Origin of the sequence: Streptomyces sp. NPDC051452 (assembly GCF_044454765.1) — a bacterium.
GTDB lineage: Bacteria > Actinomycetota > Actinomycetes > Streptomycetales > Streptomycetaceae > Streptomyces.
In genome coordinates this window covers 267448-286863 of the sequence record NZ_JBITEB010000005.1, presented here as the reverse complement: position 1 = coordinate 286863, position 19416 = coordinate 267448, and the positions used below count along the sequence as shown (strand labels likewise).

The 19416-nt window shown below is 71.5% G+C and carries 16 protein-coding genes; 4 read left to right on the top strand and 12 right to left on the bottom strand.

Annotated elements, in window-relative coordinates; translation table 11 throughout:
* Positions 1–24: 24 nt before the first annotated feature.
* From ACIBA9_RS16180 to ACIBA9_RS16135, 10 genes are all read right to left on the bottom strand, one after another.
* On the bottom strand, positions 25–1794 hold the full coding sequence (locus tag ACIBA9_RS16180) for an IucA/IucC family protein (protein WP_399363401.1): 1770 nt from the start codon (positions 1792–1794) through the stop codon (positions 25–27).
* Positions 1791–2330 carry a GNAT family N-acetyltransferase gene (locus tag ACIBA9_RS16175; protein ID WP_399363399.1) on the bottom strand — a complete coding sequence of 180 codons (540 nt, stop codon included), beginning with the start codon at positions 2328–2330 and terminating at the stop codon, positions 1791–1793. The genes ACIBA9_RS16180 and ACIBA9_RS16175 overlap by 4 nt, the downstream gene beginning before the upstream one ends.
* On the bottom strand, positions 2327–3604 hold the full coding sequence (locus ACIBA9_RS16170; RefSeq protein ID WP_399363398.1) for a lysine N(6)-hydroxylase/L-ornithine N(5)-oxygenase family protein: 1278 nt from the start codon (positions 3602–3604) through the stop codon (positions 2327–2329). Before ACIBA9_RS16170 ends, ACIBA9_RS16175 begins: the two co-directional genes overlap by 4 nt.
* Positions 3588–5030: a lysine decarboxylase DesA gene (desA, locus tag ACIBA9_RS16165; protein WP_399363396.1), complete on the bottom strand. Its 1443-nt coding sequence runs from the start codon at positions 5028–5030 to the stop codon at positions 3588–3590. The genes ACIBA9_RS16170 and desA overlap by 17 nt, the downstream gene beginning before the upstream one ends.
* A gap of 144 nt (positions 5031–5174) precedes the next feature.
* On the bottom strand, positions 5175–6026 hold the full coding sequence (locus ACIBA9_RS16160; RefSeq protein ID WP_399363394.1) for a siderophore-interacting protein: 852 nt from the start codon (positions 6024–6026) through the stop codon (positions 5175–5177).
* A gap of 48 nt (positions 6027–6074) precedes the next feature.
* Positions 6075–7121, bottom strand: coding sequence for an ABC transporter substrate-binding protein (locus ACIBA9_RS16155; protein ID WP_399363392.1), 1047 nt, complete (start codon positions 7119–7121; stop codon positions 6075–6077).
* Positions 7122–7253: 132 nt separating this feature from the next.
* Positions 7254–8414, bottom strand: coding sequence for an acyl-CoA dehydrogenase family protein (locus tag ACIBA9_RS16150; RefSeq protein WP_393898492.1), 1161 nt, complete (start codon positions 8412–8414; stop codon positions 7254–7256).
* Positions 8415–8419: 5 nt separating this feature from the next.
* Positions 8420–9340, bottom strand: coding sequence for a hydroxymethylglutaryl-CoA lyase (locus tag ACIBA9_RS16145; RefSeq protein WP_399363621.1), 921 nt, complete (start codon positions 9338–9340; stop codon positions 8420–8422).
* A gap of 17 nt (positions 9341–9357) precedes the next feature.
* Complete coding sequence (locus ACIBA9_RS16140; protein ID WP_399363389.1) at positions 9358–11373, bottom strand: acetyl-CoA carboxylase biotin carboxylase subunit; 2016 nt, start codon at positions 11371–11373, stop codon at positions 9358–9360.
* Between the two features lie 11 nt (positions 11374–11384).
* Positions 11385–13001, bottom strand: coding sequence for a carboxyl transferase domain-containing protein (locus ACIBA9_RS16135; RefSeq protein ID WP_399363387.1), 1617 nt, complete (start codon positions 12999–13001; stop codon positions 11385–11387).
* 96 nt (positions 13002–13097) lie between these two features.
* On the opposite strand from ACIBA9_RS16135, the gene ACIBA9_RS16130 reads away from it, so the two are divergent.
* The 4 genes from ACIBA9_RS16130 to ACIBA9_RS16115 all read left to right on the top strand — a co-directional run bounded on the left by ACIBA9_RS16130 (position 13098) and on the right by ACIBA9_RS16115 (position 16760).
* Positions 13098–13697, top strand: a complete 600-nt coding sequence (locus tag ACIBA9_RS16130) for a TetR/AcrR family transcriptional regulator (protein WP_362151087.1) — start codon at positions 13098–13100, stop codon at positions 13695–13697.
* Between the two features lie 124 nt (positions 13698–13821).
* Entirely contained in the window at positions 13822–14979 is a 1158-nt protein-coding gene (locus tag ACIBA9_RS16125) for an acyl-CoA dehydrogenase family protein (RefSeq protein ID WP_362151386.1), read from the top strand.
* Positions 14980–15014: 35 nt separating this feature from the next.
* Positions 15015–15890 (top strand): acyl-CoA thioesterase II, encoded by an 876-nt coding sequence (gene tesB / locus ACIBA9_RS16120; RefSeq protein ID WP_399363385.1) that lies wholly within the window; start codon positions 15015–15017, stop codon positions 15888–15890.
* 459 nt (positions 15891–16349) lie between these two features.
* Positions 16350–16760 (top strand): hypothetical protein, encoded by a 411-nt coding sequence (locus ACIBA9_RS16115; RefSeq protein ID WP_399363383.1) that lies wholly within the window; start codon positions 16350–16352, stop codon positions 16758–16760.
* Positions 16761–16827: 67 nt separating this feature from the next.
* Here ACIBA9_RS16115 and ACIBA9_RS16110 read toward each other — a convergent pair whose 3' ends face one another.
* Positions 16828–17616: a phosphatase gene (locus tag ACIBA9_RS16110; RefSeq protein ID WP_399363381.1), complete on the bottom strand. Its 789-nt coding sequence runs from the start codon at positions 17614–17616 to the stop codon at positions 16828–16830.
* A 79-nt stretch (positions 17617–17695) separates the two neighbouring features.
* Entirely contained in the window at positions 17696–19294 is a 1599-nt protein-coding gene (locus tag ACIBA9_RS16105) for a PucR family transcriptional regulator (protein ID WP_399363379.1), read from the bottom strand.
* Positions 19295–19416: the final 122 nt, after the last annotated feature.

The following is a 19416-nucleotide window of genomic DNA, read 5'->3' as shown; positions in this document are numbered from 1 at the left end:
GGGGTGCCCGCGTGTCGGGGCGCGTCAGTGGCCGGCCAGGGGGTTCCTCAGGGTTCCCACCAGTTGCAGCGCGCCGGACGGATCGGCGAGGTCCACCATCTGCTTGTTGTCGCGCAGCTGGAGCCGGTTGAGGCAGGACAGCGCGAACTCCGGGGCGAACAGGTCGTACCGCCGGAACCTGTCCGCCAGTTCGGGGTTCGCCTCCTGGTACTCGCGGGTGACCTCGGCGACCGTGCGCCAGAAGTCGTCCTCCTCCAGGACGCCCTCGGCGGCCAGCCGGGCGGCGAGGAACCGGAAGAAGCAGTCGAAGACGTCCGTGAAGATCGACAGCAGCTTGGTGTCCTCCGGGACCTCCACGCGGATCCGCCGCACCTGCGGCGGCAGGACCGCGTCCGGGTCCAGCACCGCGATCTCCTCGGCGATGTCCTTGTAGACCGCCCGCCGCACGACGCCGTCCGCCAGCACCAGGATGACGTTCTCGCCGTGCGGCATGTACACCAGGTCGTAGGCGTAGAAGCTGTGCAGCAGCGGGATGTAGTAGGCGGCCAGGTACCGCCGCAGCCACTGCGCGGGGGCGAGGCCGGAGCGTGCGATCAACGCGGCCGCGAGGGAGGCGCCCTCGTGGTCGACGTGCAGCAGGGAGGCCATGGTCGCGAGGGACTCGCCCTCCCGGAGCGAGGGCACGGGGCTCTCCCGCCACAGCGCGGCCAGCATCTTGCGGTAGGGCGAGTACCGGTCGGTGGCCTTCTCGTACTCCAGGTGCCGGTAGCCGACGGCCGCCCGCTCCCGGATGATCGACAGACCGGTCGACCGGAGCACGGGGTCGTTCTCGATCAGCTGGGCCAGCCAGTCGTTGATCGCCGGGGTCGCCTCCATGTAGGCGGCCGAAAGCCCGCGCATGAAGCCCATGTTGACGACCGACAGGGCCGTCTTCACATAGTGCCTGCGCGGGTCGCCGGTGTTGAAGAACGTGCGGATCGACTGCTGCGCCAGGTACTCGTCGTCGCCCTCGCCGAGGCAGACGAGGTACTCGCGGGCCACCTCGGCGGCGAAGGTGACGCCGAGCTTGTTCCACCACTGCCAGGGGTGGACCGGGACGAGGAGGTAGTCGGCCGGGTCCAGGCCCCGGCCGGCCAGCGTGCGGTGGAACCGCTCGACGGTCTCCTCGCCCAGCTCCTGCCGGATGAAACCGTCGTACTCGATGCCCGCGCCGGCCGTGAACGCGGCCCGCGAGCGGTGCGCGGCCAGCCACACCAGCCGGACCGGGTTCGCGGTCTCCGGGGCGTACGAGAGGTACTCGTGGACGCCGAACCCGAGCCGTCCGTTGTTGGCGACGAAGCAGGGGTGGCCCTCGGTCATCGCGGTCTCGATGTCCTGGAAGCCGCCGCGCGCCAGCTCCGCGGAGGTCACCTGGGGCTTGGTGAGCTTGTAGCAGGTGCTGGACAGGGTGGAGGAGATCTCCTCCAGGTAGACCGGCAGGATCTTCTCGTCCAGTCCCAGGGTCTGCCTCAGCTCGATGAAGAAGTCCAGCGCGGCGAGCGGCAGTTCGGCGCCGTCGTGGTGCCGGGTGATCGACTCGGCGTCGACCTCCCAGTGGTCCAGGGCACGGCGCACGGCACGGAACCGGTAGGAGGTGAGCCCGTCGTCACCGCGCACGACGTACTGCTCGCCGACGGGCTCGGGGCTGATCAGCCGCTCGTGCGCGAACTCGCCGAGGGCCTTGCCGATCAGCAGGCGGCTGGCGGTCTCCCAGCGCTCGGGGGACAGATGGGACACGGCGTCGGCGAGGGTCACGCGGCCACCGCCTTCGCGAACTGCTCGCGCGTGCAGAAACTCAGCAGCGCCTTCTTCTCCGGCTTTCGTATCTCCCGTTCGGGCACGAACCCGACGGCCTCGTTCAGCGCGTGCACGGCCGTGTTGCGGACGTCCGGCTCGACGACGATCCGCTCGGTCGCCGGGTCCTCGAAGAGGTAGGCCATCACGGCCGTGATGACGCCCCGGGTGAAGCCGTGCACGGGGGTGTCGGCCGGCGCGACCAGGAAGTGCATGCCGACATCGCCCGGCCGCGGCTCGTACAGCCCGACCAGTTCCCGGTGCGCGGGGTCGTACTTCTCCATCAGGAAGGCGGGTCTGCCGTCGTGCAGCCCGAGGAAGGCGTGGTGGTGCTCGTCGGCGGCGATCTCCCTGTACGCCCGCTCGACGTCCTCCGGTTTCGCGTCCTGCATCATCCAGTACACGGCCCTGGGCTGGGTGACCCATTCATGCAGCACCCCGGCGTCCCTACGGGGGTCGAGGGGGCGGATGGTGAAGGTGAGGTCCCTGGTGGTCATACGGAGAACTCCTGGAAGGCGATGGACTTCTCGACCGGGTAGTACTCGCTGCCGAGCAGCTCGCGAATGATGTACGCGTTCCGGTAGGCGCCCATCCCCAGGTCGGGGCTGGTGATGCTGTGCGCGTGGACGCCGGCGTTCTGCAGGAAGACGCCGCGGCCGGTGACGTCGATGGCGTAGTTGCGGCCGATGTCGAAGTTGCCCTGCGAGTCGTAGCGCAGGCGGCCTCGGACGGGGGCGAGGAAGGCCGGCTCGACGTACCGGTAGCCGGTGGCCAGGATCAGGCCCTCGCTGGCCAGCTCGTAGTCCCTGCCTTGCTCCTCCTGGCGCAGACCGAGGAGATAGCGGTCGCCCTCGCGGCTCGCCGTGCGCAGCGCGGAGTTGGTGAGCAGACGGGTGGGGACCGGGCCGCCGAGGTTCTTCCGGTAGAGCAGGTCGAAGATCTCGTTGATCAGTTCGCCGTCGATGCCCTTGAACAGGCCCTTCTGCTGTGTGGTGAGCCGGTAGCGGGTGGCCTCCGGCAGCGCGCGGAAGTAGTCGATGTACTCCGGGGAGGTCATTTCCAGCGTGAGCTTGGTGTACTCCAGCGGGAAGAAGCGCGGCGAGCGGGTGACCCAGTTGAGCTGGTAGCCGTGGACGTCGATCTCGCTCAGCAGGTCGTGGTAGATCTCCGCCGCCGACTGTCCGCTGCCGACCAGGGTGATCGACTTCTTGGACTGCAGCTCCGCCTTGTGCTGGAGGTAGCGCGAGGTGTGCAGGAAGTCGCCGTCCAGGTCCCGGCAGGCGTCGGGGATGTGCGGGGAGGTCCCGGTGCCGAGGACCAGCCGGCGGGCGCGATAGGTGTGGCCGTTCTTCGTGCGCACCACGTACAGCTCGTCCTCGTACGTCACCTCGGTGACGCTGGTGCCGAAGCGGACGCTGCCGAGCTTGCTCGCCGCCCAGCGGCAGTAGTCGTCGTACTCGACGCGCAGCGGGTAGAAGTTCTCGCGGATGTAGAACGAGTACAGCCTGCCCTTGTCCTTCAGGTAGTTGAGGAAGGAGTACGGCGAGGTCGGGTCGGCGAGGGTGACCAGGTCGGACATGAACGGGGTCTGGAGGTGGGCGCCGTCCAGGAACATGCCCGCGTGCCACTCGAAGTCCGGCTTGGACTCCAGGAAGACACCGTCGAGTTCGGCGATCGGCTCGGTGAGGCAGGCAAGGCCGAGGTTGAACGGGCCCAGCCCGATTCCCACGAAGTCGTGGATGTGGTGCGGGGCTTCAGGACGCGCGGTCAAGGGGTTCTCCCAGGTACTGCTCGGCGTGGCCGGCGATCAGGTCGAGGACGGCCGCCATGTCGGCCGGTGTCGTCTCGGGGTTGAGCAGGGTGAACTTCAGGTAGTGGCGAGCGCCGACCTTGGTGCCCGCGACCACGGCGTCGCCGGAGGCGAACAGGGCCTTGCGGGCGTGGAGGTTGGCGCGGTCGATCTCGGCCGGGTCGGTGACGGCCGCCGGGATGTAGCGGAAGACGAGGGTGGACAGGGAGGGCTCGACGACGACGTCGTAGCGCGGGTCGGCGGCGAGCAGCTCCCAGCCCTCCCGGGCCAGGTCGCAGACCTCGTCGAAGAGCCGTCCGATGCCGTCGGCACCCATCGTGCGCAGGGTCGTCCACAGCTTCAGGGCGTCGAAGCGGCGGGTGGTCTGGAGGGACTTGTCGACCTGGTTGGGGATTCGTTCCTCCACCATGCGGCGCGGGTTGAGGTACTCCGCGTGGTAGGTGGCGTGCCGCAGGGCGGCGGCGTCGCGGACCAGCAGGGCGGAGGAACTCACCGGCTGGAAGAACGACTTGTGGTAGTCGACGGTGACCGAGTCGGCGTCCTCGATGCCGCCGATGCGGTCGCGGTACTTCACGGAGGCGAGCAGTCCGCAGCCGTAGGCCGCGTCCACGTGCATCCACACGCCGTACTGGTCGCACAGCTCCGCGATCTCCGGCAGCGGATCGATGGAGCCGAAGTCGGTGGTGCCGGCGGTGGCGACGACCGCCACGGGGACCAGGCCGTCGCGCGCGCAGCGCTCCAGTTCACGGGCGAGCGCGACCGTCCGCATGCGCTTGTCGTGGTCTACCGGGATGGTCACGACCGCGTCCGGTCCGAGGCCGAGCAGTTTCGCGGACTTCCGCACGCTGAAGTGGCCGGCCTCGGAGACGAAGACGCGCAGTCGCGCGAGGGAGGCGGTCTTCGCCTCCTCCCGGGCGAGCAGGAGTGCCTGGAGGTTGGACTGGCTGCCGCCGGAGGTGAAGACGCCGTCGGCGGCCGGGCCGAGACCGACGCGGGCGCTGGTCCAGTCGATGAGCTTGCGTTCGATCAGGGTGGCGCCGGCCGACTGGTCCCAGGTGTCGAGGGAGGAGTTGACCGCGCAGAGCACGGCCTCGCCGAGCACCGCCGGGATGACGACCGGGCAGTTGAGGTGGGCCAGGTAGCGGGGGTGGTGGAAGTAGACGGCGTCCCGGAGGTAGACGTCCTCCAGCTCGTCCAGGACGGCCGTGGTGTCGCCCAGCGGCCGGTCGAGGTCGATCGCGTCGACGCGGGCGGCGAGGTCGTCCACGGTCACACCGGTGAACGGGCGGTCGGTGGCGGCGAGTTTGGCCGCCACCCGCTCGACTCCATCGGTCACGGTGCGGCGATATCGCTCCGCGGTGAGGCCGTTGAGCAGTTGCGAGCGCATGGGGGAGTCCTCCGGGTGGGCGGTCCGTGGGGGAGGGCGGGAAGAAGAGGCGTCGAAGATCCCGATCTCAACTTAGGTTAGCCTAACCTAACTTTCACGGAGGAGTCCATACGGCTGCCCCGCACCGCCGCCACCGACGGCCTGTCACCCCACGGCGCGCAGCTGCTCTTCCGTCATGCCCTGGCGCCAGTAGCCGACGAACGTCACCCGGCGCCGGTCGATCCCGCGCTCGCCGACGAAGTGCCGGCGCAGCGCCTTCACCCGGCCGGACTCGCCCGCGATCCACACGTACGGCCGCCGGGCCGCGGGGAGCGCGGCCACGCGTACGGCGGCGTCGGCCGGCGGGGAACCGTCGTGCCTGACGAGCCAGGTGATCTCGGCCCGCGCGCCGGTCACCACGTCCTGGATGTCACCGGACCGCGGCACTTCGAGCCAGGCGTGGGCGCGGGTGCCGGCCGGCAGGGCCTCCAGGATCGCGGTCGCGGCGGGTACGGCGGTCTCGTCGCCCACCAGCAGGACCAGGTCGGTGTCCTCGGGCGGCCGGAAGCGGATCGCGCGGTTGTCGGCGACGGTCGGGCCGAGCAGCAGGACACGGTCGCCGGCGGTGGCCCGGGAGGCCCAGCGGGAGGCGGGACCGGCGGGGCAGGCGCCGGACCCGATGCCGTGCAGGACGAAGTCGACGTCGATCTCGGCGGTGTCGCCGCCGGTGTCCCGGCGCAGCGCGCGCAGGGTGTACGAGCGCATCACGGCCCGTACGTCGGCGGGCAGTTCACGCCAGCCCTGCCACCGGCCGTCGCCCAGCTCCAGCGGGACGACCGGCTCGCTCTGGCCCGGGTGCGGCAGGAACAGGGACAGCGACTGGTCCCGCCCGTCGGAGTGGAAGGCGCGCAGATCGGCGCCGGCGAAGGTGACCCGGACCAGGGACGGCCCGAGCCGCCTCGTCCGTGCGACCCGAAGGGCGAAGAAACGGAACGGGGCGGCCACGGCCGTCGTCATGGGGGCTCCTGAGGGGGGATCCAGGGCTCGGTCGGGGGCGTTGCGGGATCAGGAGACCTTCTTGGCCTTTTCCAGGGCGTCCGCCAGGGTGGTGAGCAGCGGCACGCACTTGTCGTAGGACAGGATCGGCTCGGGCGAGCGGGAGATGACCTGGCCGGCCCTGACCGCGGGCAGCTTCTTCCAGGTCGCCTTGGTGATGTCGGCGGGCTGGATCGTCGAGGAGCGGTCGTCCATCATGATGATGTCGGCCCGGTACTTGTCGACGTTCTCCCAGCTCAGCGATTCGTACCAGCCGCCGCCCTCGGCCTTCGCGCTCTCCGGGGGCTCGACGAAGTTCACGCCGAGCGCCTTGAAGTACTCGAGGTCGACGGAGAGATTGGTGCCGGAGACGTAGAAGAGCGGGTCGCTCGCGGAACCGGCCATCACCTTGATCTCGGACCTGGCCCTGGCGGCGGCGCGCAGCCGGGCGGCCGCGTCCTCGAAGCGCTTCCTGGCGTCCGTCACCCTGGTGGCCTTCATGTCGCCGCCGAGCGACTCGGCCAGCTCCCACATCCGCTGAAGCGACTTGGGCAGCCGGCGGTCGTAGACGGATATCCCGACGCTGGGCGCCAGTTGGGCGATCTTCTTCTTCGACTCCTCGGGGACGTACCAGAGGGTGCCGGCGCCGTCGAACATCGTGGAGATCAGCACGTCGGGGGCGAGGGAGGCGTACTTCTCGATGTTGAACTGGCCCCAGGTGTCGCCGAGGACCGTCACCTTGGTGACGTCCATGTCGCCGGCCTGGACATCGGCCTTGCCGCTCTTGGTGGTCGTCGGGCCGAAGACGCCCTTGACCCGCACACCGTAGTCGTACAGCGCGGCGCCGACGCCGGTGAAGGCGACGATGTTCGTGGGGACCCTGTCCAGCCTCACCGTCGTGCCGCGGTCGTCCCTGAAGGACCAGGGGTCGGACCCGGCGGCCTTGGCCCCCCCGCCGGAACCCGCGGCATCGCCCTTGCCGCCCCCGCAGGCTGCGAGCGCGGCCCCGAGTCCGAGGGCGCCGCCCGCGGCGAGCAGTCCGCGGCGAGTGGGGTGGGTGGCACGGGCACGGGGCATGGGCGTGACTGCTTTCGGACGGGGCGGAGCGCCCACCGGACAAGGTCGAAGGTAGGTTAGCCTAACCTTGCTTGATGTCCAGTGGGCGGGTCCATCCCTGCCCCGTGCGAACGGCCCCCGGGTTCCGGGGCGTCAGCTCACCAGGCCCAGTTCCCGGGCGATGAGCATGCGCTGCACCTCGCTGGTGCCCTCGCCGATCTCCAGGATCTTGGAGTCGCGCCACATGCGGGCCACCGGATACTCGTTCATGAAGCCGTAGCCGCCGTGAACCTGCGTGGCATCGCGGGCGTTGTCGACGGCGACGGTGGACGAGTAGAGCTTCGCCAGGGCCGCCTCCTTCTTGAAGGGCTCGCCCGCGACCAGCCGGGAAGCGGCGTCACGCCAGGCGAGACGGGCCGTGTGGGCCTTCATCTCCATGTCGGCGATCTTGAACTGGATGGCCTGGTTGGTGCCGATCGCGCGGCCGAACGCGTGCCGCTCCTTGGCGTACTTCACCGACTCGTCCACACAGCCCTGCGCCAGGCCCGTCGCGAGCGCCGCGATGGCGATGCGGCCCTCGTCCAGGATGCGCAGGAACTGGGCGTAACCGCGCCCCTCCTCGCCGAGCAGGTTGGCGGCGGGGACCCGGACGTCGGCGAAGGACAGCTCACGGGTGTCGGAGGCGTTCCAGCCGACCTTGGAGTAGGGGGCGGCCACCGTGAAGCCGGGGGTGCCCGACGGGACGATGATCGCCGAGATCCGCGGCCTGCCGTCCGGCCCCCGGCCCGTGACCGCCGTGACCGTGACCAGGCCCGTGATGTCCGTGCCGGAGTTGGTGATGAAGCACTTGGTGCCGTTGATCACCCACTCGTCGGTGTCCGGGTCCAGACGGGCCGTCGTACGCGTCGCCCCGGCGTCGCTGCCGCCGTCCGGCTCGGTCAAGCCGAACGCGCCCAGAAGTTCGCCCGAGCAAAGACGCGGGAGCCACTCGCGCTTCTGCTCCTCGGTGCCGAACAGGTGCAGCGGCATGGCGCCCAGCGAGACCCCCGCCTCCAGGGTGATCGCCACCGAGGAGTCCACCCGGGCCAGCTCCTCCAGGGCGATGCCCAGGGCCAGGTAGTCGCCGCCCATGCCGCCGTACTCCTCCGGGAACGGCAGCCCGAACAGCCCCATGCGGCCCATCTCGCGGACGATCTCGTACGGGAACTCGTGCCGCTCGTAGAAGTCGCCGATCTTCGGCGCCACGACATCGTGCGCGAACTCCTCCACCGTGCGTCGGAGTTCTTCCAGCTCGGGGCTGAGGCGGTGGTCCATGCTGATCACTGTTCCTTGTGGGAGAGGGCGCGGACGGTACGGGAGGGACTGGGGCGGCCCAGCCGTTCGGCCATCCAGACGCTGGTGGCGGTCAGACGGCCGAGGTCGACCCCGGTCTCGATGCCGAGGCCGTGCAGCATCCAGACGAGGTCCTCGGTGGCGAGGTTGCCGGTGGCGGACTTGGCGTAGGGGCAGCCGCCGAGGCCGCCCGCGGAGGCGTCCACGGTCGTCACGCCGTGCTCCAAGGCCGCGTAGGTGTTGGCGAGCGCCTGGCCGTAGGTGTCGTGGAAGTGCACGCCGAGGACGTTCGTCGGCACACCCCGCTCGTTGAGCAGGTTGAGCAGTTCGAGCACGTGGCCGGGGGTGGCGACGCCGATGGTGTCGCCGAGGCTCAGCTCGTCGCAGCCCATCTCCCGCAGCGCCGTGCACACCTGGACCACCTGGTGCAGCGGGACCGCGCCCTCCCAGGGGTCGCCGAAGCACATGGACACATAGCCGCGTACCTGCGCGCCCTCGTCCTTGGCCCGCCGCACCACCGGCTCGAACATGGCCAGCGACTCGTCAACCGTACGGTTGAGGTTTGCCTTCGCGAAGGATTCGGTGGCGCTGGCGAACACGGCGACACGGTCCGCGCCCAGCGCCAGCGCCCGCTTCAGACCGCGGTCGTTGGGCACCAGCACCGAAAGATCCGCGTCCAGGTCCCGCACCAGCGGGAACAGCTCCTCCGCGTCGGCCAGTTGGGGCACCCACTCCGGGTGCACGAAGCTGGTCGCCTCGATGGAGGTCAGACCCGCACCGGCCAGCCGGCGGACGAACTCCGCCTTCACCTCGGTCGGTACGACCGTCTTCTCGTTCTGCAGACCGTCGCGCGCACCGACCTCGTGGATCCGCACCCGCGCGGGCAGATCCTGGGCCGGCACGACCATGGGCAGTTGTCCGGCACTCACCGCGCCGCCTCCTCGGGTGTGATGACGGCCAGCACCTGGTCCATGGCGACCGTGCTGCCCGGCGAGACGTCCAGCTCGGCGACCGTCCCGGCGTGCGGGGCGGAGATGACGTGCTCCATCTTCATCGCCTCCACCACCAGCAGGCTCTGCCCGGCGGCCACCTCGTCGCCCACGGCCACCTTCACCACGGTCACCGTGCCGGGCATGGGCGCGGTCAGCGAGTCGGCGCCCGAGTGGGCCGCGCGGCCCAGCGAGGCGGCCACCGGGTCGTGGTCGCGCACCTGCCAGGCGTCGCCGTCCCGGCCCAGCCAGGTGCCGTCGGGCAGCGCGGCGAAGGTGTGCGTGACGCCGTCCAGCCGGACCGTGCGCCGGTGCCCGGCGCCGTGCCGCGAGGGCGTGACGCCGGACGCCTGGACGGGCTTGTCCGCCCCGGGGAGCAGCACCTCCATGCCGCCGTCCGGTGTGCTGCGCACACGCGGTGTCACCGGATCCTGGCCCGGCACCCGCAGCGGGTGCGGCGTCCAGGCCCGCTCGCCGCCGAGCCGCCAGCCGTCGGCGGCGGCGAACGGGTTGCTCCAGCCCGTGCCGCCCGCGTCCGCGAGGGCGGTGTGCCGCAGCAGGGCCGCGGTGGCGTACACCTCCGCCGGCACCTCCTGGGAGACGAGGGCGTCGACCTCCCGCTCCACCAGCCCGGTGTCCAGTTCGCCGGCCAGCACCGCCGGATGGGCCAGCAGCCGGCGCAGGAAGCCCGCGTTGGTCTGCACGCCCAGCGTCACCGTCTCCGCGAGGGCCGCCCGCAGTCTGCGCAGGGCGCTCGCGCGGTCGGGGCCGTAGGCGATGACCTTGGCGAGCATCGGGTCGTACAGGCTGCCCACCTCGGTGCCCTCGCTGAGCCCGGAGTCGGTGCGCACGCCGTCGCCCCGGGGCTCGTCGAGCAGCAGGACCGTGCCGCCGGAGGGCAGGAATCCGCGCGCGGGGTCCTCGGCGCAGATCCGGGCCTCGACGGCGTGCCCGGTCAGGGTGACGTCCTCCTGGGCGAAGCCCAGCGGTTCCCCGGCCGCCACCCGCAGCTGCCACTCGACCAGGTCGAGACCGGTGACCAGCTCGGTGACCGGATGCTCCACCTGGAGCCGGGTGTTCATCTCCATGAAGTAGTACGACGCCGGGTCGCCGCCCGGCACGATGAACTCCACCGTGCCCGCGCCCCGGTAGCCGCACGAGCGGGCCGCCTGCACGGCCGCCTCGCCCATCGCGGCCCGGGTCGCCTCGTCGAGGAGGACGCTCGGCGCCTCCTCGATGATCTTCTGGTGGCGTCGCTGCAACGAGCACTCGCGCTCGCCGAGATGGACCACGTTGCCGTGGCCGTCGGCCAGCACCTGGATCTCGATGTGCCGGGGCCGGTCGACCCACCGCTCCACCAGGAGGGTGTCGTCGCCGAAGGAGGCGCGGGCCTCCCGGCGGGCGGCGGCGATCTCCTCCGCCAGCGCGGTCACGTCCCGGACCAGGCGCATGCCCTTGCCGCCGCCACCGGCCGACGGCTTGAGCAGCACCGGAGTGCCGATCTCCCGGGCCGCGTCGGCCAGTTGGGCGTCGGAGAGCCCGCTGCCACTCGAACCCGGCACCACCGGCACGCCGGCCGCCCGGACCGTCTCCTTGGCGCGGATCTTGTCACCCATCAACGCGATCGCGTCCGCCGGCGGGCCGATGAACACCAGCCCCGCCTCCTCGCAGGCACGCGCGAACCCCGCGTTCTCGGCGAGGAAGCCGTACCCGGGGTGGACGGCCTGCGCACCGGTGCGGGCGGCCGCCTCCAGCAGCCGCTCCACCGACAGATAGCTCTCGGCGGCCGGCGCGGGGCCGATCCGTACCGCCGTGTCTGCCTCCCCGACGTGCCGCGCGTCGGCGTCGGCGTCGGAGAAGACCGCCACCGAGCGCACGCCCAGCGAGCGGAGCGTACGGATGACGCGTACGGCGATCTCGCCCCGGTTGGCCACCAGCACTGTGTCGAACACGGTTCCCCTCCTCACATCCGGAAGACGCCGAACTGGGGATCTCCCAGCGGCGCGTTGGCACAGGCGGTCAGGGCGAGGCCCAGCACCTGGCGGGTCTCCAGCGGGTCGATCACGCCGTCGTCCCAGAGGCGGGCGGTGGCGTAGTAGGCGTTGCCCTGTCGCTCGTACTGGGCGCGGATGGGGGCCTTGAAGGCGTCCTCGTCGTCCGCCGGCCACTCCTCCCCGCGCGCCTCCAGCTGGTCGCGCTTGACGGTGGCGAGGACGCTGGCGGCCTGCTCACCGCCCATGACGGAGATCTTGGCGTTGGGCCACATCCACAGGAAGCGGGGGGAGTAGGCCCGGCCGCACATGGAGTAGTTGCCGGCGCCGTAGGAGCCGCCGACCACGACCGTCAGCTTGGGCACGCGCGTGCAGGCCACGGCCGTCACCATCTTGGCGCCGTGCTTGGCGATGCCGCCCGCCTCGTAGTCCTTGCCGACCATGAAGCCCGAGATGTTCTGCAGGAACACCAGCGGGATCCCGCGCTGGTCGCACAGCTCGATGAAGTGGGCGCCCTTCTGGGCGGACTCGGAGAACAGGATGCCGTTGTTGGCGACGATCCCGACCGGGTGGCCGTGGATCCGGGCGAACCCGGTGACCAGGGTCTGCCCGAACTCGGACTTGAACTCGGCGAACCGGGAGCCGTCCACCACGCGCGCGATGATCTCGCGTACGTCGTAGGGGGTGCGTGAGTCCGCGGGGACCGCGCCGTAGAGCCCGTACGGGTCCACCTTCGGTTCCACCGCCGCGGTGACCTCCCAGGGCAGCGACCGCCGTCCCGGCAGCGTGGCGACGATGTTCCGGACGATCCTGAGGGCGTGCGCGTCGTCCTCGGCGAGGTGGTCGGTGACCCCGGAGACCCGGGAGTGCACCTCGCCGCCGCCCAGCTCCTCGGCGGTGACGACCTCACCGGTGGCGGCCTTCACCAGCGGGGGACCGCCCAGGAAGATCGTGCCCTGACCGCGGACGATCACGGCCTCGTCGCTCATGGCCGGCACGTACGCGCCGCCGGCCGTGCACGAGCCGAGGACGGCCGCGATCTGCGGGATCCCGGCGCCGGACATCCGGGCCTGGTTGTAGAAGATCCGCCCGAAGTGCTCGCGGTCGGGGAACACCTCGTCCTGCATCGGCAGGAAGGCCCCGCCGGAGTCCACCAGATAGACGCACGGCAGCCGGTTCTCCAGGGCCACCTCCTGCGCGCGCAGGTGCTTCTTCACCGTCATCGGGTAGTAGGTGCCGCCCTTGACCGTGGCGTCGTTGGCCACCACCACGCACTCGCGCCCGCTCACCCGCCCGATCCCGGCGATCACCCCCGCCGCCGGGGCCTGTCCGTCGTACATGCCGTCCGCCGCGAGCGGGGCCAGCTCCAGAAACGGCGAGCCCGGGTCGAGCAGTGTGTCCACCCGCTCCCTCGGCAGCAGCTTGCCGCGGGCGGTGTGCCGGGCCCGTGCCCGCTCGCCGCCGCCCTGGGCCGCCGCGGCCAGCCTGGCGCGCAGCTCCCCGACGAGTGCGAGGTGGGCCTCCTCGTTGGCCCGCCACGCCTCCGACGCGGGATCTGCCGCGCTCGTGAGCTCCGGTGCCTCGTGCATCCTGCGGTCCCCTCACCCGGTGATCGACCTGTTAATGAGCGTTAACCATTTCCTTCAGGTTAACGACCGCTAACCTCGCTGTCTAGAATCGTCTGCATGGCCACCAGAACCGACGCGCCCACCCGCCGTCAGCAGATCCTCAAGGAGGCGGCCCGGCTCTTCGCCGAGCGCGGCTTCCACGGTGTCGGGGTCGACGAGATAGGTGCCGCGGTCGGCATCAGCGGCCCCGGGCTCTACCGGCACTTCCCCGGCAAGGACGCGATGCTCGCCGAGCTGCTCGTCGGCATCAGCGGACAGTTGCTGACCGGGGCGAAGCGGCGGCTGGCGGAGGCCGACGGGCGCGGCGGAGCCTCCGAGGTCCTGGACTCCCTCATCGAGGGCCACATCGACTTCGCCCTGGACGACCGCCCCCTGATCACCCTGCACGACCGCGAGCTGGACCGGCTGCGCGACAGCGACCGCAAGCTGGTGCGCCAGCTCCAGCGGCAGTACGTGGAACTGTGGGTGGAGGTGGTGCGCGAGGTGTATCCGGCGCTGTCCGAGCCGTCGGGCCGGTCCGCCGTCCACTCGGTCTTCGGTCTGCTCAACTCCACCCCCCACCTGGGCCGCGCCGGCACCCTGCCCGGGCGTGGCGCCATGGCGGCCCTGCTGCACCGGATGGCCCGGGGGGCGTTCGCGGCGGCGGGGGAGCGGTGACTTCGCCCCGAGATCCCGCGCGTGGTCCAGCTCACCCTGGACGGGGTGGCCTACTCGCCGGTACCTTGGTCTGAGCAAGCGCTTAGACAGGCGTGTCATGCCGAGGTACGTGGAGGTGGACGGCGTGCGCCGTACGGTGTTCAACGAGGATCACGAGGCGTTCCGGGAGACCCTTCGGGCCTTCATCGAGGCCGAGGTCGTGCCCGTCTACGACGAGTGGTTCGCCGCCGGTCAGGCCCCCCGCGACTTCTACTACAAGCTGGGCGAGCTGGGCATCTTCGGCATCAACGTGCCCGAGGAGTTCGGCGGCGCGGGCCTGGACAGCCACAAGTTCGAGGCCGTCCTGTACGAGGAGACGGCCCGCGCGGGCGTCCAGTTCGGCGGCTCCGGCGTGCACGTGCTGCTCGCCCTGCCCTACATCAAGATGCTCGCCACCGACGAGCAGAAGAAGCGCTACCTGCCGAAGTTCGTCACCGGCGAGGAGATGTGGGCCATCGCGATGACCGAGCCGGGCACCGGCTCCGACCTCGCGGGCATGAAGACCACCGCCAAGCTCTCCGAGGACGGCACCCACTACGTCCTCAACGGCGCCAAGACCTTCATCACCGGCGGTGTCCACGCCGACAAGGTCATCGTCTGCGCCCGGACCTCGGCCCCGACCGCCGAGGACCGCCGCTTCGGCATCTCCCTCTTCGCCGTCGACACCAAGTCCGAGGGCTACTCCGTCGGCCGCAAGCTGGACAAGCTGGGCCTGAAGACCTCCGACACCGCCGAGCTGGCCTTCGTCGACGTCAAGGTCCCCGTCGAGGACCTGCTGGGCGAGGAGAACAAGGGCTTCTACTACCTCGGCCACAACCTGGCCTCCGAGCGCTGGGGCATCGCCTTCGGCGCCTACGCCCAGGCCAAGGCCGCAGTCCGGTTCGCCAAGAGCTATGTGCAGGACCGCGTCGTCTTCGGCAAGCCGGTCGCCCACTTCCAGAACACCAAGTTCGAGCTGGCCGCCTGCCAGGCCGAGGTGGACGCCGCCGAGGCCGTCGCCGACCGCGCGACGGAGGCCCTGGACGCCGGTGAGCTGACCCCCGCCGAGGCCGCCTCCGCCAAGCTCTTCTGCACCGAGGTCGCCCACCGCGTCATCGACCGCTGCCTCCAGCTGCACGGCGGCTACGGCTACATGAACGAGTACCCGATCGCCCGCCTGTACGCGGACAACCGCGTCAACCGCATCTACGGCGGCACCAGCGAGATCATGAAGTCGATCATCGCCAAGGACATGGGCCTGTAAGGCACCGCGATCACCGGCCGGTACGACCGAACGTCATGAGCCAGGCACTTCAGGACCTCCTCGATCTGCTCGACCTGGAGCAGATCGAGGAGAACATCTTCCGCGGCCGGTCCCGGTCCGCCGTCGTCCCCAGGGTCTTCGGCGGGCAGGTCGCGGCACAGGCGCTGGTCGCCGCCGGGCGGACGGTCCCCGCGGACCGGCCCGCCCACTCCCTGCACGCCTACTTCCTGCGCCCCGGCGACCCGGACGCACCGATCGTCTACACCGTCGACCGCATCCGCGACGGCCGGTCCTTCACCACCCGCCGCGTGGTCGCCGTCCAGCACGGCAAGCCGATCTTCCATCTGTCGGCGTCCTTCCAGACCTACGAGGAAGGGCTCGACCACCAGACGCCGATGCCCGCCGCGCCGGACCCGGCGGCCCTGCCGACCTCCCAGGAGCGGCTGCGCGGCTACGACCACCTCGCGCCCGACGTCGTCGAGCGGTTCCTGGAGGCCCGCGAGGCGATCGACCTGCGGTACGTGGACGAGCCGCCGTACGGGAAGTTCGGCGAGCCGCGCGAGCCGCACTCCCAGGTGTGGTTCCGCACCAACGGCAAACTCGACGACGACCCCCTCCTGCACGTCGTCCTCGCCACCTACGTCTCCGACATGACGCTGCTCGACTCCGTGCTCCTCGCGCACGGCCGGGGCGGCTGGGCCGTCGGCGACGTCGTCGGCGCCTCGCTGGACCACGCGATGTGGTTCCACCGGCCCTTCCGCGCCGACGAATGGCTGCTCTACGACCAGGAGTCGCCGTCCGCGCACGGCGGCCGGGGCCTCGGCCAGGCGCGCATCTACACCCAGGACGGCCGGCTGGCCATCTCGGTCATCCAGGAGGGTGTCGTCCGCGTCCCGCGCCGACCCCTCTGATCCACCCGCCCGCCGTCGGTCGAAACCGGGAGGCGTGAAACGTGTCCGATCTGCCGCGGCGGTTGGATGCCTGAGGCGAACAACTGGGTGTGGTCCGGGAGTTGGGGGAAGCCGGGGTGGGGGCCGCGGGAAGCCCGGAAAGGGGCCGCCGGACCGCCTCGCCGTTCGAGATGACGTGTGGCGCAAGCGGCATTAGGCTCTTGGAGTGAAAGCCGCAGTGAACGGCATGCTCGGCCGACGAGGCTCCGGAACGCCGGAATCTCAGCCGCGGCGCCCGATGGCGTGATCACGCGCGGGTGACCGCAGGCGTCGGCTTCGTGGCCTCCGCCGTCCAGAACACACCCTGCGGTGGAACCCCACGACCGCGCCGCATTTTCTCCCTTTCCGCGGCGACGGCCATCCAACCTCGCTCCTTCCGTCCGGGAGCCGCGAGAGACGATGGAGATGGAAGGTATTCCCATGCGAGCACAGCGCACGAGGCGTCTTGTCGCCATGTCCGCGAGCGGACTGCTGCTGGTCGGCGGAGCCGCGATCGGCGCGGCCGGCACCGCTTCTGCCTCCGACAACGGCAACCACGGTTCCTACAGCTCGGACTACGGCGATCACGGCGGCCACCACAGCGACTGGTGGGGCAACGGTGACGACTACGGCTGGGGCGGTGACTACGGCGGTTACGGCGGCGGCGACTACGGTGGTTACGGCGGCGGCGACCACGGTGGTTACGGCGGTGGCGACCACGGCGGTGGCGGTGACCACGGCGGTGGCGGTGACCACGGTGGTGGCGGTGACCACGGTGGCGGCGGCGGTGACCACGGTGGCGGCGGCCACGGTGGTGGCGGCGGCGGCCACGGAGGAGGTGGCGGTCACTGATCCGACCGCGAACTGATCACGATGTGCGGTCCCGCGCGCGGGACCGCACATCCCTTTTCCCGGCGCGTCAGGCCAGTCCCGCCTCGGCCAGCAGATACGCCGTCATCGGGTCGTAGTGGCGGGGGCTGACCACATGGTCGTCGAGCGGCACGGCCACCTGGAGGGTGCCCTCGGACTCGGCGAGGAACAGCGCGGGGTCGTTGCAGTCGGCGTACCCGACGGAGTCCAGGCCGTGCTGGGCGGCGTACCCGGCCCAGCCGTGATCGGCGACGACCAGGTCCGGCAGCGGACGCCCCGCCCGCTCAAGTGACGTCAGAATGGCCCGCATCGGCTCCCCTGAGTGGGTGTGCCACAGCGTCGCTCCGTGCTCCAGCACGGCCACGTCCGCGAACTGCATCACGTACCCCTCGTCCGTCTGCAGCCCGTCCGGGATGACGACGATCTCGCAGCCGGCGGCCCGCAGCGCGGCGGCCGTGGCCCGGTGCACGTCCAGCAGGCCGCCCGGGTGACCGGTCGCGAACAGCACCCGCTGCCTTCCCCCGGCCGCCTTGCGCAGCCGCGCCGCCATGCGGTCGAGCGCGTCCACCGTCAACTCGGGGTCGATGGTGTCCTGTCCGTACCGGTACTCGGGATCGTCGTTGACGCCGACCCGCTCCGCCATGACCGCGAGCACGTCCTGCTCGTCGCTCCAGCGGTCGCCCAGTTCCAGGCCGAGCCAGAAGTTGCGGACACCGTTGGCGAGCTGGCGGTAGTGGGAGAGGTTGTTCTCGCGGGGCGTGGCGACATCCCCCGCGATACGGGTCCTCACCAGGTGGTCGACGAGCTGGGCGCGGCTGGGTGTCCCGGATATCGGCATGCCTCCCATTGTGAGGGCAGCGTGACGTCCGCGTCCTCGGCATATCGGCTCCTGGGACGGGGGTCACCCCTGCCGTCCGTCACCGCTGCCGCAGCGCGAACCACAGCTCCATCCGCACGTCCGGATCGTCCAGGTCGGCCGCCAGCAGGGCGGCGCAGCGGGCGATCCGCTGCCGCACGGTGTTGCGGTGCACGCCCAGCGCCACCGCCGTGCGGTCCCAACTGCCGTGCAGCGACAGCCAGGCGCGCAGGGTCTCGGCGAGCGCGGCCTGTCCCGCGAGCGGCGCCAGCAGCGCGTGGGCGTGCGCCTCGGCGTCCGAGCGCGGCACCAGGTCCGCGAGCGCCGGCCGGGCCGCGTGCCGTACCAGCGGGGCGCGGGTGGCGCGGGCCCGGGCCAGGGCACGGGCCGCCTGGGCGTCGGCCGTCGCCCACTCGTCCGGCTCGACGGCCGTGCTCACCCCCAGCGTCCAGCCCGGCTGCGGCACCGGCTCCCGCCCGGCGGGCACCAGCACCCGTACGACGTCCCGCGCGAGGTCGACCAGCGGCGACCCGAGGGCGGCCCCGAGGGCGGAGGCGGCGACGGCGTCGGGCGACTGGTCCTCGGGGCGGCCCCGCACGACGACCCACCTCCCCTCCCCGAGCAGCGGCGCCACCGCGGCCGGTTCGGCGCCGAGGAGCAGGCGCACGAGGGCCCAGGAGCGCGCTGCACCGGCCCCGCTCCGGTGCTCGCCGGTCAGCAGGGACAGCAGGACGGCGGCGACGGAGGCGATGGTGTGATCACCGGGCTCGCGCCGCCCGGCGGCCACCCCGAGCACGAACCCCTCCCCGGCCCCGAGGGCGTACACGGCGAGGTGACTGGAGCCGAGGGTGTCGGTGGCGGAGGTGGGCGCGCCGGCGCTGAGCGCGCGGGGCGCCGGCGTCCCGGTCGTCGGTGTGCCCGGTGTCGGGATGCCGCTCGTCGGGGCGCCGGCCGCCGGTCTGACCACCTCGGCCAGGCGCGCCAGTGCCGCCCGCACGTCCCGCGCCGTCTCCCGGCCCGCGCCCGCGCCCCCGGTCACCCCCGCGACCTCCGCGCCGTCGGGACCGTACAGCACGGCGTGGCCGCCCAGGCGCTGGGCCAGCTGGCGCAGCACCGAGGGGACCGGGTCGGGGCGCGAGGCGGCCGCGGCGAGACTCTGCTGGGCCTCGCTGACGCGCCGCAGTTCCGCCAGGCGGGCCTGCGCCATCAGCTGCCAGACCGCGCGCGCCACCCCGGAGAAGGTGGTCTGCGGGGGGACCTCCAGCAGCGGCAGACCGTGGGCGTCGCAGGCGGCGGCCAGGGCGCGCGGGACGGTGTCGTGGACCGGCGCCAGACCGAAGCCGAGGGCGGTCCCGCCCGCCGCGACGATCCGCGAGACGTAGTCGTCGAAGTACGAGTCCGATCCCGCCGTCGCCGGGATGTGCACACCGGCCGTCAGCAGCAGCTCGCCGCCCAGCAGATACGGGTAGGGGTCGGCCATCTCCGAGGTGTGCGCCCAGTGGATCGCGGTGTGCCGGTCCGTGGGACCCGCGACCTGCCGCAGCCCGAGATCCTCGCGGGCGAGCAGGGCCGTCAGCGGGACCGGTGGGGTCGGTGGGGTCGCCGGGCTCGGTGGGGCTGCTGGGGCGGTCGGCTCGTACATGGTGTGCGTTTCCTCCATCCCGCCCCGTTCATATGGATGAAACGTACTCTTCGCAGTCGCTTTCCGGCCACCTAGGGTCGACACCGAACGGCAGCCACGGGTACGGGCGGATGTCCCCGCGGTCCGCTGCCGTCACATCC